Origin of the sequence: Terrabacter sp. Root85 (assembly GCF_001429185.1) — a bacterium.
Taxonomy (GTDB): Bacteria; Actinomycetota; Actinomycetes; order Actinomycetales; family Dermatophilaceae; genus Terrabacter.
Map to the genome: position 1 here is coordinate 222,155 of NZ_LMIW01000008.1, position 15,492 is coordinate 237,646.

13 protein-coding genes are annotated in these 15,492 nt (G+C 71.8%); 9 read left to right on the forward strand and 4 right to left on the reverse strand.

The annotated features are described in order from the left end of the window. Positions 1-88: 88 nt before the first annotated feature. The gene (locus ASE25_RS07580; RefSeq protein ID WP_056824435.1) at positions 89-2,224 is read left to right on the forward strand and encodes a PKD domain-containing protein; all 2,136 of its coding nucleotides are present in this window, start codon (positions 89-91) and stop codon (positions 2,222-2,224) included. A gap of 120 nt (positions 2,225-2,344) precedes the next feature. Here the strand turns inward: ASE25_RS07580 and ASE25_RS23175 are convergent, their stop codons facing one another. Continuing rightward, positions 2,345-2,965: a TetR/AcrR family transcriptional regulator gene (locus ASE25_RS23175; protein ID WP_056824438.1), complete on the reverse strand. Its 621-nt coding sequence runs from the start codon at positions 2,963-2,965 to the stop codon at positions 2,345-2,347. A gap of 57 nt (positions 2,966-3,022) precedes the next feature. On the opposite strand from ASE25_RS23175, the gene ASE25_RS23040 reads away from it, so the two are divergent. The 4 genes from ASE25_RS23040 to ilvD all read left to right on the forward strand — a co-directional run bounded on the left by ASE25_RS23040 (position 3,023) and on the right by ilvD (position 8,321). Further along, entirely contained in the window at positions 3,023-3,901 is an 879-nt protein-coding gene (locus tag ASE25_RS23040) for a hypothetical protein (protein ID WP_056824441.1), read from the forward strand. Further along, positions 3,898-5,961 carry a YhgE/Pip domain-containing protein gene (locus ASE25_RS07595; protein ID WP_056824444.1) on the forward strand — a complete coding sequence of 688 codons (2,064 nt, stop codon included), beginning with the start codon at positions 3,898-3,900 and terminating at the stop codon, positions 5,959-5,961. The genes ASE25_RS23040 and ASE25_RS07595 overlap by 4 nt, the downstream gene beginning before the upstream one ends. A 46-nt stretch (positions 5,962-6,007) precedes the next feature. Further along, complete coding sequence (locus ASE25_RS07600) at positions 6,008-6,541, forward strand: histidine phosphatase family protein (RefSeq protein WP_235508595.1); 534 nt, start codon at positions 6,008-6,010, stop codon at positions 6,539-6,541. A 79-nt stretch (positions 6,542-6,620) separates the two neighbouring features. Continuing rightward, the gene (gene ilvD, locus ASE25_RS07605) at positions 6,621-8,321 is read left to right on the forward strand and encodes a dihydroxy-acid dehydratase (protein WP_056824451.1); all 1,701 of its coding nucleotides are present in this window, start codon (positions 6,621-6,623) and stop codon (positions 8,319-8,321) included. A 97-nt stretch (positions 8,322-8,418) separates the two neighbouring features. Here the strand turns inward: ilvD and ASE25_RS07610 are convergent, their stop codons facing one another. After that, positions 8,419-9,255, reverse strand: coding sequence for an AraC family transcriptional regulator (locus ASE25_RS07610; RefSeq protein WP_056824454.1), 837 nt, complete (start codon positions 9,253-9,255; stop codon positions 8,419-8,421). Positions 9,256-9,382: 127 nt separating this feature from the next. On the opposite strand from ASE25_RS07610, the gene ASE25_RS07615 reads away from it, so the two are divergent. After that, a complete protein-coding gene (locus tag ASE25_RS07615; protein WP_056824457.1) occupies positions 9,383-10,201 on the forward strand; it encodes a phytanoyl-CoA dioxygenase family protein in 819 nt (272 codons plus the stop codon). A 22-nt stretch (positions 10,202-10,223) separates the two neighbouring features. Here the strand turns inward: ASE25_RS07615 and ASE25_RS07620 are convergent, their stop codons facing one another. Next, a complete protein-coding gene (locus ASE25_RS07620; RefSeq protein WP_082622756.1) occupies positions 10,224-10,679 on the reverse strand; it encodes an SRPBCC family protein in 456 nt (151 codons plus the stop codon). A 9-nt stretch (positions 10,680-10,688) separates the two neighbouring features. After that, positions 10,689-11,639: a GNAT family N-acetyltransferase gene (locus ASE25_RS07625; RefSeq protein WP_056824460.1), complete on the reverse strand. Its 951-nt coding sequence runs from the start codon at positions 11,637-11,639 to the stop codon at positions 10,689-10,691. A gap of 324 nt (positions 11,640-11,963) precedes the next feature. On the opposite strand from ASE25_RS07625, the gene ASE25_RS07630 reads away from it, so the two are divergent. The 3 genes from ASE25_RS07630 (at position 11,964) to ilvC (ending at position 15,454) form a co-directional block, all read left to right on the forward strand. Next, entirely contained in the window at positions 11,964-13,832 is a 1,869-nt protein-coding gene (locus ASE25_RS07630) for an acetolactate synthase large subunit (protein WP_056824464.1), read from the forward strand. 2 nt (positions 13,833-13,834) lie between these two features. Beyond that, positions 13,835-14,347 (forward strand): acetolactate synthase small subunit, encoded by a 513-nt coding sequence (gene ilvN / locus ASE25_RS07635; RefSeq protein ID WP_056753659.1) that lies wholly within the window; start codon positions 13,835-13,837, stop codon positions 14,345-14,347. 78 nt (positions 14,348-14,425) lie between these two features. Then, on the forward strand, positions 14,426-15,454 hold the full coding sequence (ilvC, locus tag ASE25_RS07640; protein WP_056770258.1) for a ketol-acid reductoisomerase: 1,029 nt from the start codon (positions 14,426-14,428) through the stop codon (positions 15,452-15,454). Positions 15,455-15,492: the final 38 nt, after the last annotated feature.

Below are 15,492 nucleotides of genomic sequence, written 5' to 3' on the forward strand. Positions count from 1 at the left end.
CAAGGTTTCCGCAAGGCCGCGCGCGGAGCCTGACGGGAACGCCCGTACCGGGCGCCCGTCACCGGACCTACGCGTGAGAAGGCAAGTCATGAGACGTCCAACCGCAGCGGCGCTCGCCGCAGTCATCGGCCTCCCGGTCGTCATCGGTGTCAGCGCATCCGCCGCCGTCGTCGGCGGTACGCCCGGACCGGGCCTGGCGGCCGTCGGTCCCGTGAGCGCGACCAACGGCTACCCCACCTGGTACAAGGACAAGAACGGGCTGCGGCTCGAGCTGTGCGTCGCCGCAGCCGACCCGCTCTGTCCCGCTCGAGGCGACCTTCCCGACGAGACGGCGCCCGTCGCCTTCCCTGACAACTACCCCGACGAGGCGTTCTACTCGCTGACCGGCGCCCAGGTCGACACGGCGAGCGCCGGCGTCGCGCGCCTCGACATGGCCCTCGAAGGAGCGTTCTCCGCCGGGCCGGTCGTCGACGGCGAGCAGGTCGTCTTCGCGCGGATGCGGCTCAAGATGACCAACGTCCGCAACGACACCGACTACACGTTCACGACACCCGTGGGGACGAAGACCCTCAAGGCCAACCGCGACGGGCTGATCTTCGACACCGAGGACATCGGCATCGGTGCGCCGGGCGACTTCTCCGGCGCCCTCGGCGGCCGCATCGGGCCGTTCCTGACGTGGGACACGTTCGGCACGCGGACGGACCCCGCTCTCAAGGGCGACACCTACGTCGGCGATGGCATCACCGACCACCGGATCAAGGGCAGCCCCTACGGCACGAACGTCTTCCGGATCCAGGGGCCGGGCGTCAACCCGTCCGCGACGACCGACGCGTGCCCGACGGTGACCGGGCCCGTGGCCGACTGCATCGAGACGGACCTCTTCACCGTCCAGGGAAAGGTCGCGACGACCTCCGGCGTGTCGGCCGACGCCGCGACCTACGCCCGCTCGTCCGGGGGTGCCTCGCTCGTCGACGTCTTCGCCTCGTCGGAGCCGGGGGAGCTGCAGGCCATCGAGGTGGGCGACGCCTCGAGCGTCGTCGGCTTCGCCACCACAGCCCTGACCGGGGGCGACGGGAGGTACTTCGCCCGGGTCGCCGCCGACGGGCTGCCGAGCCGAGTCCAGGTCTCGAACGTCGGCGACGTGCCGCCGTCACGCAAGACCATCGCCGTCGTCGACCGGGTGTCGGGCACCGCCGTCTTCGATGCGGGCCGGCGCGTGCTGTCGGTCGGGGCCAGCTCGAGCGACACGTTCGCCGACCCGACGCTCACCGCCGTCGGTCTCGGTGACCTCGTCGGCGGCACGCTGGTCGTCGACCCCCTCGTGGCGCCGCCCGTCACGGTCACGGTCACCTCCGCCGCCGGTGGCGCCGTCACGATCCCGGTGACGGTGACCGGCCCCGCCACGGACCCGATCCCGGTCAGGGCCCAGGCCGGACCTGACCAGACGGTCCAGCCGGGACAGGTCGTCACGCTCGACGGGTCCACGTCCCGCGGCACGATCCTGTCGTACGCGTGGGAGAGCCCCGCAGGAATCTCCCTGACCTCGCCGAACAGCGCCGTTGCGTCCTTCACCGCCCCTGACGCTCCCGGCGACTACGAGCTAGCCCTCGTCGTGACGGGACCCGGGGGCACGAGCGACCGTGCCACGGCCACCGTCACGGTCACGCCGCCGGTGACGGTCGTCGTCGCGAGCGCCGGGTCCGACCAGACGGTGCGGCGCGGGACCGTCGTGACCCTCGACGGTGGGGCGTCACAGGGAGCCGCGACCTATGCCTGGGCGCAGGTGGCCGGCCCCACGAGGCCGACGGTGACCCTCTCCGGCGCCACGTCCGCCCGACCGACGTTCACGTTCCCGCTCTTCCACGCCTCGGACGGCAACGCGGGCCCGCTGACGTTCCGGCTCACGGTTCGCGATGCCACCGGGGCCCTCACGTCCACGGACGACGTGGTGGTGACGCCCACCTCCGACACCGTCGTCGTGACGACGGCGCGCTTCAAGGGCCAGTGGCGCATCGACGGCACGAGCAGCGTCGTGGCGGGACAGCGGGTCACGGCGCACCTGGGTGGACTCGCCGGGGCGGTCATCGGATCAGCGGTCGTCGACGCGGCCGGCGGGTTCTCGATCCGGCCCGCCACCGGACCCGTCGCGACCCAGGGCGCCACGGTCGTCGTCGAGTCGGAGCTGGGCGGTGTCTCCACCCCGTTCACCGTGCGGCTGAACTGACCCCTCCCCGGGGTGGGCGCAGATACCCCCGGCCGTCCACCCCCGAGGTGGCCCCCTCCTTGCGGAGGGGGCCACCGTCGTGAGTGCTGGCTCGGGTCGCCCGCCTCGGTCGCGCCGTCGTCAGCGACCGACGCCGAGGAGGATGGGCAGGACGGTGCGCTCGAGCTCTCCGACCGCGAGAGAGCGCGGTTCGACGAGCCGCTGGGTCATCGAGCCCTGGGCGAGCGCGATCGCGACGCGGACGAAGAGGTCGGTGGGGATCGGGAGGGTGAGTCCCTGGCGCGACACCGCCTCGTCGACGACGGACACCAGCTCGTCGCGGACCCGACGCTGCTGGGCAGCCCAGGTGCGTCGCGCGTCGGCATCGCGGATGGCGTGCAGGGTGAACTCGGTCGTGAGCACGAGCCAGCGCTCTCTGCTGTCGTCGGCGAGCGCCGCGAAGACGTCGCGGAGCACCTCGTCGGCGCTCGCGTGCTCGCGTTTGCTCGCACGGCGGATCCGGTCGACGAGCGCCTCCGAGTGGCGTCGGGAGAGCTCGACGACGAGGTCGTCCTTGGAGCTGAAGTTGGAGTAGAAGGCCCCTCGCGTGAAGCCGGCGCGTTCGCAGATGTCCTCGACCGTGGCGCCGTGGAACCCGCGCTCGGCGAAGACCTCGCTCGCGGCCTCGAGGACACGGTCGCGGGTGGCCTGGCGACGCGCGCTGATGCGCGGAGCGGTGGACGGGGCTGTGGCGGACGGCATACGCCAAGGATACAACCTCGAATTGAATACAACCTCGTATCGGAGCATACTCGTCGGGTGACCACTCCCAGCCCAGGCCGACCCACGGACCCCGACCAGCGCACCGTCGTCGTCGACGACGTCAGCGTCGCCGGCACGCACGAGCCCTTCGTCGAGCACGTGAGCTTCACGGCCCCGGCGGGTGTCGTCACGTTCGTCCCGACCGACCCGGGCATTCCCCAGGTCGCACTCGCCCTCGCCATCGGAGGCCGGGTCGCCCTGCTGCGTGGGCGGGTCAGCATCGGCGGGGTCCCGGAGCGAGCCGAGCTGCAGCTGCGCACGCGGCTCGTCGACGTCGCTGACGTGACGGCCCCCGAGGACTCCCTGGCGGTGCGGGCCGTCGTGCAGGAGGAGCTCGCCCTCGCCGAGCGTCCTGCCTCCCGCTCGGCTGTCGCCACCTTCCTGTCCGAGCACGACCTCGCCGACCGCTCCGGGGTGCCCTGGGAACAGCTGCCCGCAGGGGTGCGCACGGGCCTGCTGCTCGAGCTCGGCGCCCTCCACCCCCACGTACGCGTCCTCGTCCTCGCCGGTGCCGAGCGGCACGGCGGGGACCACGCGGTCTGGCTCGAGACCTGCCACCGGCTGGCCCGGGAGGGCTTCGCCGTCATCGTCCTGACGACGGCTGCCCTGGCATCCACGCTGCCTCCCGACGAGGTCGAGGCCGAGCCCGCGCCGCAGCCGGCGCTCGCGTCCACATCGCAGCCCGAGCCCGAGCCAGAGCCCGAGCCAGAGCCCGAGCCGGAGCCCCAGCCGGAGCCCGAGCCAGAGCCCCAGCCGGACCCCGAGCCCGAGCCCGAGACCGAGCCGGAGACCGAGCCGGAGACCGAGCCGGGGCCGGAGACCGCTCCCGACCCGCAGGACACCACCGCAACCACCCCGAAGGAGCCCTCGGCATGAACCCCGTCCGCCTCGCGGTCGCCGAGCTGCGCCGCCTCACGAGCTCGCGCCTGGCCCGGCTCGCCCTGGCTGCCCTCGTCCTCATCCCCACCCTCTACGGCGGTCTCTACCTCTATGCCAACCACGACCCCTACGGCGGCTTCCCGCAGGTGCCGGCGGCCGTCGTGAGCGACGACACCGGCACCACCCTCAGCACGGGGGAGAAGCTGCAGGTCGGCGGGCGGGTCGCCGACCAGCTCGTCGACTCGAGGTCCTTCGACTGGCACCGGGTCTCGCACGACGAGGCGATGCGCGGTGTCGACGACGGGACCTACGCCTTCGCCGTCATCCTGCCCCGGACGTTCTCGGCCGACCTGGCGTCGACCGCCGAGTTCCGGCCGCGACAGGCCACGGTCGTGCTCGAGACGAACGACGCCAACAACTACATGACCTCGACCATCGGCAACCAGGTCATCAAGCAGGTGACGGCATCGGTCGCGAGCGAGGTGAGCCGGACCGCGGCCAGCAAGCTGCTCCTCGGCTTCAGCGACGTCCACGACCAGCTCGTCAAGGCCGCCGACGGCTCCGAGCAGCTGCGGGCCGGGGCGGTCAAGGCCGACGACGGCGCGAGGAGGCTGGCGAGCGGGGCCCGCACCCTCGCGACCGGTCTCGACGACCTCGCCTCCGGGGCCAGGCGCCTCGACACCGGTGTGGGCCAGGCGGCCTCCGGCGCCGACAGCCTCGAGGCGGGCGCCGCCCAGCTCGCCTCCGGCCTGTCCACGCTGCAGTCCCGCACCGCCAACCTGCCGGCCCAGACCGCGCGGCTCGCCGACGGCGCCGAGCAGGTCGCCGCCGGCAACCGGACCATCGCCTCCTACGGCACCAAGGCCGCGACCGCGTCGACCCAGCTCAAGAGCCGGATCGCCGCCGACCGGTCGAGCTTCCTGTCGGCCCTGCGCGCCCAGGGGCTCACCGACGCCCAGCTCGCCGTCGTCGAGTCGCGGCTCGACGTCGTCGACGGCTACGTCGACACGGCCGACAGCACGATCCAGTCGGCCTCCGGCAGCCTGACCCGCCTCTCCAAGGGCGCCGACCAGGTCGCGACCGGCGCCCGGACGCTCGCCTCGGCGACGCCGGCCCTGACGAGTGGCATCGCCCAGGCCCACTCCGGCGCCGTCCAGGTCCGCGACGGCGCGAGCGCGCTCGCCACCGGTCTCGACCAGCTCAAGACGGGCTCGAGCGCGCTCGCGTCCGGCGCGACGAAGGCCTCCACCGGCGCCGACCAGCTCTCGTCGGGCGCGAGCTCCCTCGCCTCCGGCCTCGACTCGCTCGTCAAGGGCGCCACCGACCTGCACGCCGGTCTCGTCAAGGGCCGTGACGCCGTGCCCGACCCTTCCGACGCCCAGCGCAAGGCGATGGCCCAGACGATCGGCAACCCCGTCGGGGTCTCGTCCGACTCCCTCTCGTCGGCCGGCTCCTACGGTGCCGGGCTCGCGCCGTTCTTCATGAGCCTCGCGCTCTGGATCGGCGCCTACGTCCTCTTCCTCTTCGTCCGGCCCCTGTCGACGCGTGCCCTCGCGACGAGCCAGCGCTCGGTCCGCACCGCCGTCGGTGGCTGGCTCGCGCCGGCGCTCGTCGGCGTCCTCCAGGCCGCGGCGCTCGTGCTCGTCGTCGGGAGGGGCGTCGACATCCGGATCGCGCACCCGGTGCTCGCCTTCCTCTTCCTCGTCTTCGTGTCCATGACCTTCGTCGCGATCCTGCACGCCCTCGCCGCACGGCTCGGCGCCGTCGGGAAGTTCCTCGGCCTCGTCTTCATGGTCGTCCAGCTCGTCAGCGCGGGCGGCACGTTCCCCTGGCAGACGTTGCCCGCGCCGCTCCAGGCCATCCACCACGTCGTCCCGATGACGTACGCGATCGACGGGCTCCGCCGGCTCATGTACGGCGCCGACCTCGGTCCGGTGCCGGGCAGCATCGCGGTGCTCGCGGCATACCTCGTCGGTGCCCTCGCCGTGTCGACGGTCGCTGCCCGGCGCTCGCGGATGTGGACGCCGTCGCGGATCAAGCCCGAGCTGAGCCTCTGAGCGGTCCGGGCTGACAACGCGGCCGGTCCGGAGCATGCTCGGAGTCATGAGCAGCGCCTCGAGAGAGAAGACCCTCATCCTCATGCGTCACGCCAAGGCCGAGGAGGGGCCCGGCAAGGTCGACCACGACCGCGAGCTGGCGGCCCGTGGTCGACGGGACGCCAAGGCGGCCGGGAAGTGGCTCCATGCCGAAGGCCTCGTGCCCGACCTCGTCATCTGCTCGACGGCGCAGCGCACGCGGCAGACGTGGGAGGAGGCGTGCCGCGGTGGCGCGCACACGGAGTTCGTCGAGTTCCGGCGCAGCGTCTACCTCGGCGGCTCCGAGCAGACGCTCGAGACCGTGCGCGAGGACGCCGGTGACACCTCGACCGTCCTCGTCGTCGGCCACAACCCGACGATGGCGCAGCTGACGAGTCTGCTCACCGACGGCGAGGGCTCGCGCGAGGCGCACGAGGCCCTCGGCGAGGGCTTCGTCACGAGCGGGCTCGCGGTCCTGCGCTACGCGGGGGACTGGGCCGACCTCGACCTCGGCACGTGCGAGCTGGCGCGCTTCCACGTCAGCCGCGGTCACGACGACTGACCGGCCGACGCCCGGTCGGCACGGGCTCAGGCTGTGAGATGCGGTGTCCACCCAGCGGACACGGTTCTATGCTGCTCGCATGACGCAGACGCCTGACATCAAGCCCCGCAGCCGCGACGTCACCGACGGTCTCGAGAAGACCGCCGCGCGGGGGATGCTCCGGGCCGTGGGCCTCGGCGACGACGACTGGGTCAAGCCGCAGATCGGCGTCGCGAGCTCGTGGAACGAGATCACGCCGTGCAACCTGTCGCTCGACCGGCTCGCCAAGGCGGTCAAGGACGGCGTGCACGCCGCTGGTGGCTACCCGCTCGAGTTCGGCACGATCTCCGTCTCCGACGGCATCTCGATGGGCCACGAGGGCATGCACTTCAGCCTCGTCTCCCGCGAGATCATCGCCGACTCCGTCGAGACGGTCATGAATGCCGAGCGCCTCGACGGGTCAGTGCTGCTCGCGGGTTGCGACAAGTCGCTCCCGGGCATGCTCATGGCTGCCGCCCGTCTCGACCTCGCGTCGGTCTTCCTCTACGCCGGCACGATCCTGCCGGGCATCGCCAAGCTCTCCGACGGCACCGAGAAGGAGGTCACGATCATCGACGCCTTCGAGGCCGTCGGTGCGTGCAACGCCGGGAAGATGTCGCTCGAGGACGTCGACGCGATCGAGCGCGCCATCTGCCCGGGGGAGGGCGCCTGCGGCGGCTTCTACACCGCCAACACGATGGCCGCCGTGGCCGAGGCCATCGGCATGTCGATCCCCGGCTCGGCCGCGCCGCCCGCCACCGACCGGCGCCGCGACATGTACGCCCGCAAGTCGGGCGAGGCCGTCGTCGAGCTGCTCCGCAAGGGCATCACCGCGCGCGACATCATGACGAAGCCGGCCTTCGAGAACGCCATCGCCGTCGTCATGGCCTTCGGCGGCTCGACCAACGCCGTGCTCCACCTGCTGGCCATCGCGCACGAGGCCGAGGTGGACCTGACGATCGAGGACTTCCGGCGCATCGGTGCGAAGGTGCCGCACCTGGCCGACGTCAAGCCGTTCGGCAGCTTCGTCATGAAGGACATCGACCACATCGGCGGCATCCCCGTCGTCATGAAGACGCTGCTCGAGGCCGGGCTGCTCGACGGCGACTGCCTCACGGTGACGGGCAAGACGATGGCCGAGAACCTCGACGACATCAACCCGCCGCACATCGACGGCCGGGTCATCCGCGAGATGGCGACGCCGATCCACAAGACCGGTGGCCTGACGATCCTCACCGGCTCGCTGGCGCCCGAGGGCGCCGTCGTGAAGTCGGCCGGCTTCGACGAGTCCGTCTTCGAGGGCACCGCCCGCGTCTTCGACGGCGAGCGCGCCGCGATGGACGCCGTCGAGCAGGGCTCGCTGCAGAAGAACGACGTCGTCGTCATCCGCTACGAGGGCCCCAAGGGTGGTCCCGGGATGCGCGAGATGCTCGCCGTCACGGGCGCCATCAAGGGCGCGGGCCTGGGCAAGGACGTCCTCCTGCTCACCGACGGTCGCTTCTCCGGCGGCACGACCGGCCTCTGCGTCGGCCACGTCGCCCCCGAGGCCGTCGACGACGGGCCCATCGCCTTCGTGCACGACGGCGACACGATCCGCCTCGACGTCGCCAACGGCACGCTCGACGTGCTCGTCGACGACGACGAGATGGAGCGTCGCCGAGCTGAAGGCGTCACGCACCCCGAGCCGAAGTACACCCGCGGTGTGCTCGCGAAGTACCGCAAGCTCGTCGGCAGCGCCAGCCGCGGCGCCGTCTGCGGCTGACCCTCGCTCGGGTTCGAGGTGATGGCGACGCCCGGCTCGGTGTCGCCATCACCTCGACCCAGGCTGGGCGGTCGATGGCGTATGCCGTGTGGCCGGTTCAGCGTTCCGTGTCGCGGAAGGCGCGGGGCGTCATCCCGGTGTGCTCGCGGAACCGGCGGATGAGGTGCCGCTCGTCGCTGAATCCGGTTGTCGCAGCGATGTCCCGGACGCCGAGCCCGGTGTGCACGAGCAGGTCGGTGGCAGCCTCGAGCCGTCGTGAGGCGCGGTGGGCGTAGGGGCTCGTGCCGGTCTCGGACCGGAACCGTCGGCGCCATGTCTCGTAGGCCATCCCGACCTCCGCGGCCACGGACGGCAGGTCCAGCGACTCGGCGAGGTCGCGGTCGAGCAGCTCGAGGGACCGATCGAGCCAGCCGAGCCCCGCGGGTCCGCGAGGATCCCTGCCCGCACCTGCGGTCGCGATCGCCTCGAGCAGGGCCGTGAGCAGGTCGAGGGCCTCGGCGTCCCGGCCCGCGACGGTCGTCGGGCGGGTCCGCTCGCCGAAGGCCGCGAACCGGTGGCGCCACCTGGCGACCGGCAGACCGTGCGCGAGGGGGTGGTCGGGCGTGAGCGCACCACGTCGCCGGGCCAGCTCGAACGCGACCCCGTCGAAGACGACGAAGACCTCGTCCCAGCCGTCGCGGTCGGCGCCGTACCAGTGCGGATGGCCGGGGTGCACGACGACGAGGGAGCCCGCGCCGAGGGACTCGTCGCGCCCCGCGTCGCGGTAGCGGCCCGTGCCCGCGGTGACGAAGGTCAGGCCCCACGTCGGGTGTCGCCGGGTCGTCCCCACCGGTAGGCCGCTGCCGCCGGTGAGGCGTCCGGCCACGAGCACCTCGCCGAGCCGGCCTGACGGCACGCGTCGAGCGCTCTCGCCGTGCGCCGCCCGCTCGTCCATGAGGTCATCGAACCAGATCGTTCCCCTGTGACCACGCCGTTCCGGGTCGGGTCCGAGCACGACTGGTGTGCTGGGACCTGCGACGACCGCTCGGGTCGTTCACGATCCACGGAGGACGAGCCACCACATGCCCACCGACCTGCTGCCCGCGCTCACCACGGCATACCCCGTGTCAGACGTCGACGTCGCGGCCTACCGCTCGAACGGCCACGTGCGCCTGGCCCAGGTGGCCACGCAGGAGGAGGTGGCGGCGTACCGCGTGCCCGTCGCGGCGGCCGTCGAGCGCCTCAGCACCGAGACCCGGCCCCTCGCCGAGCGCGACAGCTACGGCATGGCGTTCCTCCAGGTGATGAACCTCTGGCGGCACGACGAGGACGTGGCGCGCTTCGTCATGGCCTCCCGCTTCGCCGACGTGGCGGCCCACCTGCTCGGCGTCCCGCGGGTGCGGCTCTACCACGACCAGGCGCTCTTCAAAGAGCCCGGCGGGGGCTACACGCCGTGGCACCAGGACGCGATGTACTGGCCGCTGGACGGCTCCCGGTGCCTGACCATGTGGATGCCGCTCGTCGACATCACCCCCGCCCACGGCGGGCTCGCCTTCGCCTCCGGCAGCCACGTCGACGGGCCGCTCAGCGACATCGGCATCTCCGACGCGTCGGAGGAGCACTTCGACCGGCTGCTCACGGAGCGCGGCCTCGTCGTCGACGAACCGGTCGCGATGCGTGCCGGCGACGCGTCCTTCCACTCGGGCTGGACGGTGCACAAGGCCCTCGGCAACTCCTCGGACCGGATGCGCGAGGTCATGACCGTCATCTGGTTCGCCGACGGACTGACGGTGCTCGAACCGGCCAACTCGGCGCAGGCCAACGACCTCACCTCATGGCTGCCCGGGCTCGCACCGGGCGACGTCGCGGCCTCGGACGCGAACCCTGCGCTGCCCCGCTGACCCGGGACGCGTCGCCGCGAGGCTAGGAGCTCTCGCCGGGTGTCGGCGACTCCGTCCGCTCCGGCGACTCGGCGCGCGCCTTGAGACCTGCGGCCTCCATCACGAGGTAGCGGTCGGTGAGCGAACGGTAACCACGCCCGACGACCGAGCCGAGCAGGCCCGACTGGGTGATCGAGAGCGTCGCCCGGCACGTGCCGCGGCCCGTCCCCTCGACGCCGTGGCGACCCGTCGTCAACGTGCCGGGCCCGCTCGCCTCCCACGTGAAGTCGTGCCCCTCGGTGAGGCCGGTGACGGTCCAGACCGTCGTCGGGATCCGCGGCTGGTCGATGCGGGCCCGCGCCCCGACCCGCAGCCCGTCGTCGAGCAGCGTCACCGACCGCACCGACGCGGTCCACTCGGGCCAGCGCTCGACGTCGCGCATCACCGCCCAGACGCGGGCGACCGGCGCGTCGATGTCGATGCTCGTGTGCTGCTCCACGGCGTCTCCTCAGGCTGGTGCGGCCCCCGGGTCCGGTGCCACGTCGGCCGCCCAGTGGCGCCACACCGACGTGACCTGCATGCCGACCTTCTCATAGAGACCGAGGGCGCCGGTGCGGGAATCGGTCGACAGCTCGGACCGCTCGCCGCCGTGCGCGCGGGCGGCCTCGAAGGCGTCGACGAGCAGCGCCCTGGCCAGACCCCTGCCGCGCTCGTCGCGGCGCACCGCGAGCTTGTCGACGTAGGCGCAGCCGCTCGACACGACGACGAAGGCCATGCCGACGACGGTGTCGGACGCGTCGACCATGAGCCGCAGCTGCCACGGTTCGTAGCCCGGTCGTCGCGAGACGGTGGCCGTCCACTCCTCGAAGGTCGAGCGCTCGCGTTCGGACCACTCGAGGAAGGCGTCCTCGTTGACCGTCCACGTCGCGCGGAGGTCGTCCTCGTCGCGCGGCTCGCGGACGGCATACCCCTCCGGGACGGGCTGTGGCTCGATCGCCTGCCCGGCCGGCAGCTCGAGCACCCACGACGTCCACAGGGTGCGGTAGCCGAGAGCCGAGAGGAGGCGCTCACCGGCCGAGTCGCCGGGCACCGGCTGGCCGACGACGGTGCCGCCGTCACGCGCGCCGACGGCTCGCGTCCAGCGAGACAGGGCCGTCCCGAGGCCCAGACCGCGGTGGGTCGGTGCGACGGCCGCGTCGGCCCAGCGACCCTTGTAGACCTCCGCGTACGCGACGAGCCGGTCTCCGTCGAGCACGCCCACGGACTGCGTGGCGAGGTCGAAGGCGGGACGCTGCCAGTCGCCGACGATGTCGGCCTCCTCGATGAGCACCTCTCCGACGTCGTGCAGCTCGCAGGCCGCCATGAGGGCGGTGACGGCAGCCGCGTCGTCCCGCGACAGCGGTCGGTCGGCGAGGTGGGCCGCAGCAGGCGGCAGCTGGAGGGGCACGGCGCTCGTCATGCCGGTCAGTGTCCCGAGCCGGTCGCGCCGGCGACAACCGACTTTCGCGGACCGGGGACAGCGCCGGCGCCCCGACCGCCGGTGTGACAGTGGGTGAGATCACGAGGTCACATGTTGAGACGCCCGAGATGGTCGATTGACACCGCTGGGGCTTGGTAGGACGGTTGTCACGTGGCCCGACTCCTCGTACTTCCCTAGCGCGCCGACCAGCTCGAACGGTCAGCGCGCCCCCTTCCGTCCCACCGCGGGACCGAAGGGTTTTTTTGTGGCTGGAGTCAGCCCGAACCGGCATCACCACGCAGTGCTCGAGACAAGGAAGAGATCGTGAGCGACACGACGAAGCAGGCGCCCTCGCCCGCCGACGTGGCCTCCCTGGCCCGTCCCCGACCCGCGGCGGAGGCCAAGCCCGTCGAGCCCGTCGGGCCCGTCACGCCGGCCCGTGAGGTCACCGGGGCGCAGGCGCTCGTACTCTCCCTCGAGGCCATCGGCTGCGACACCGTCTTCGGCATCCCCGGCGGCGCGATCCTGCCCGCCTACGACCCGATGCTCGACTCCAAGAAGGTCCGTCACATCCTCGTGCGCCACGAGCAGGGTGCCGGCCACGCGGCCGAGGGGTATGCGTCGGCGACCGGCAAGGTCGGCGTCTGCATGGCGACGTCGGGCCCCGGCGCGACGAACCTCGTGACGCCGCTCGCCGACGCGCACATGGACTCCGTGCCCATCGTCGCGATCACCGGTCAGGTCGCGAGCGCCGCCATCGGTACGGACGCCTTCCAGGAGGCCGACATCCGCGGCATCACGATGCCGATCACGAAGCACAACTACCTCGTGACCGACCCGGCGAAGATCCCGCAGGCGATCGCTGAGGCGTTCCACGTCGCGAGCACGGGCCGGCCGGGTCCGGTCCTCGTCGACATCAGCAAGGACGCGCTCCAGGCGACGACGACCTTCAGCTGGCCGCCGCAGATCGACCTGCCGGGCTACCGCCCGGTGCTCCGTCCGCACGGCAAGCAGATCCGCGAGGCGTCGCGCCTCATGGCTGCGGCCAAGCGGCCCGTCCTCTACGTCGGGGGCGGTGTCGTGCGAGCCCGCGCGAGCGAGGCGCTGCGCCGGCTCGTCGAGCTGACCGGCATCCCCGTCGTCACGACCCTCATGGCGCGTGGCACGGTGCCCGACAGCGAGCCGCTCAACCTCGGCATGCCCGGCATGCACGGCACGGTCGCCGCGGTGACGGGCCTGCAGAAGTCCGACCTGCTCATCACGCTCGGCGCGCGTTTCGACGACCGGGTCACCGGCCAGCTCTCGACGTTCGCCCCGCACGCCAAGGTGATCCACGCCGACATCGACCCCGCCGAGATCTCCAAGAACCGCATCGCCGACGTGCCGATCGTCGGTGACGTGGGCGAGGTCATCAAGGACCTCATCGAGCAGATCACGCTCGACCGGGCGACGGCGGACGACGACACCGACGCCTGGGACTACGCCGAGTGGCGCGAGCGCGTCGCCGACTGGAAGCGGACCTTCCCCCTCGGCTGGACCGACAGCGAGGACGGCACGCTCTCGCCGCAGTACGTCATCGAGCGCATCGGGGCCCTCACCGGACCGGAGGCGACCTACGTCGCGGGTGTCGGCCAGCACCAGATGTGGGCCGCGCAGTTCGTCAAGTACGAACGCCCCAACGCGTGGATCAACTCCGGTGGCCTCGGCACGATGGGCTTCTCGGTCCCGGCAGCCATGGGCGCCAAGGTCGCCGAGCCCGAGCGCACGGTCTGGGCCATCGACGGTGACGGCTGTTTCCAGATGACGAACCAGGAGCTCGCCACCTGCGTCATCAACAACATCCCGATCAAGGTCGCGATCATCAACAACAGCTCGCTCGGCATGGTCCGCCAGTGGCAGACGCTCTTCTACAACGAGCGCTACTCCAACACCGACCTGCAGCCGACGACCCAGAGGGTGCCCGACTTCGTCAAGCTCGCCGACGCGTACGGCTGCCTCGGCCTGCGGGCCGAGACGCCCGAGGAGGTCGACGCCGTCATCAAGCTGGCGCTCGAGACCAACGACCGCCCGGTCGTCATCGACTTCATCGTGCACCGCGACGCCATGGTGTGGCCGATGGTGCCGGCCGGCGTCAGCAACGACATGATCCAGGCCGCGCGCCACGAGGCGCCGGTCTGGGAGCGGGAGGACTGAGCATGAGCAAGCACACCCTGTCGGTCCTCGTCGAGGACAAGCCCGGCGTCCTGACCCGCGTGGCGGCGCTCTTCTCCCGACGCGGCTTCAACATCAACTCCCTCGCCGTCGGCCCGACCGAGCTGCCCGACATCTCCCGCATCACGGTCGTCGTCGAGGTCGAGGGCGCGGCGCTCGAGCAGGTGACGAAGCAGCTCAACAAGCTCATCGAGGTGCTCAAGGTCGTCGAGCTCGACCCGCACGCCTCGGTGCAGCGCGAGATCCTGCTCGTCAAGGTCCGAGCCGACCCGGCGACCCGCAGCCAGGTCATCGACACGATCCAGCTCTTCAAGGCCAAGGTCGTCGACGTGACGACCGACGCGATCGTCATCGAGGCCACCGGCACCTCCGACAAGCTCCGAGCCCTGCTCGACGTCCTCGAGCCGTTCGGCATCAAGGAGCTCGTCCAGTCCGGCATGGTCGCCGTCGGTCGCGGCTCCCGATCGATCACCGACCGCAGCCTGCGTAGCGCCTGACCCCGGCTCCACCCGGCCGGGCTCCACCCACCGCACCACCAGACCCACTGCACACCGCAACCGAAGGAGAAGGCCACCATGGCCGAGATGTTCTACGACGACGACGCCGACCTGTCGATCATCCAGGGCAAGAAGGTCGCCGTCATCGGCTACGGCAGCCAGGGCCACGCCCACGCACTCAACCTTCGCGACTCCGGCGTCGACGTGCGCGTCGGCCTCGCCGAGGGCAGCAAGAGCAAGGCCAAGGCCGAGGCCGAGGGCCTGACGGTCACGTCGGTCGCCGACGCGGTCAAGGAGGCCGACCTCGTCGTCATCCTCACGCCCGACCAGGTGCAGCGGACGGTCTACGCCAACGACATCCAGCCCAACCTCAAGGACGGCGCTGCGCTCCTCTTCGGCCACGGCTTCAACATCCGCTTCGGCTACATCAAGCCCGAGGCCGACGCCGACGTGCTCATGGTCGCCCCCAAGGGACCGGGCCACATCGTGCGCCGCGAGTTCGCCGACGGCCGTGGGGTGCCCGTGCTCCTCGCCGTCGAGCAGGACGCGTCGGGCACCGCCTGGGACCTCGCCAAGGCCTACGGCAAGGCGATCGGCGGCCTGCGTGCCGGCGGCATCAAGACGACGTTCACCGAGGAGACCGAGACCGACCTGTTCGGCGAGCAGGCCGTCCTGTGCGGTGGCGCGAGCCAGCTCGTCATGTACGGCTTCGAGACCCTCGTCGAGGCCGGCTACCAGCCCGAGGTCGCCTACTTCGAGTGCCTCCACGAGCTCAAGCTCATCGTCGACCTCATGATCGAGGGCGGCATCGCCAAGCAGCGCTGGTCGGTCTCCGACACCGCCGAGTACGGCGACTACGTGTCGGGTCCGCGCGTCATCGACCCGAGCGTCAAGGAGAACATGAAGGCGGTGCTCGGCGACATCCAGAACGGCACCTTCGCCAAGCGCTTCATCGACGACCAGGACGCCGGCGCACCGGAGTTCAAGGCGCTGCGAGAGAAGGGTGCCCAGCACCCGATCGAGGGCACGGGCCGCGAGCTGCGCAAGCTCATGGCGTGGGTCAAGCAGACCGACTCCGACTACGTCGAGGGCAGCGCCGCGCGCTGACCCGTCCGCACGGCTCGGCGGCCGGTGTCCCGTTCGTG

Coding starts and splice junctions, on each gene's coding strand:
- ASE25_RS07580 (WP_056824435.1), top strand. CDS start 89: ATGAGACGTCCAACCGCAGCGGCGCTCGCCGCAGTCATCGGCCTCCCG.
- ASE25_RS23175 (WP_056824438.1), bottom strand. CDS start 2,965: ATGCCGTCCGCCACAGCCCCGTCCACCGCTCCGCGCATCAGCGCGCGT.
- ASE25_RS07595 (WP_056824444.1), top strand. CDS start 3,898: ATGAACCCCGTCCGCCTCGCGGTCGCCGAGCTGCGCCGCCTCACGAGC.
- ASE25_RS07600 (WP_235508595.1), top strand. CDS start 6,008: ATGAGCAGCGCCTCGAGAGAGAAGACCCTCATCCTCATGCGTCACGCC.
- ilvD (WP_056824451.1), top strand. CDS start 6,621: ATGACGCAGACGCCTGACATCAAGCCCCGCAGCCGCGACGTCACCGAC.
- ASE25_RS07610 (WP_056824454.1), bottom strand. CDS start 9,255: ATGGACGAGCGGGCGGCGCACGGCGAGAGCGCTCGACGCGTGCCGTCA.
- ASE25_RS07615 (WP_056824457.1), top strand. CDS start 9,383: ATGCCCACCGACCTGCTGCCCGCGCTCACCACGGCATACCCCGTGTCA.
- ASE25_RS07625 (WP_056824460.1), bottom strand. CDS start 11,639: ATGACGAGCGCCGTGCCCCTCCAGCTGCCGCCTGCTGCGGCCCACCTC.
- ilvN (WP_056753659.1), top strand. CDS start 13,835: ATGAGCAAGCACACCCTGTCGGTCCTCGTCGAGGACAAGCCCGGCGTC.
- ilvC (WP_056770258.1), top strand. CDS start 14,426: ATGGCCGAGATGTTCTACGACGACGACGCCGACCTGTCGATCATCCAG.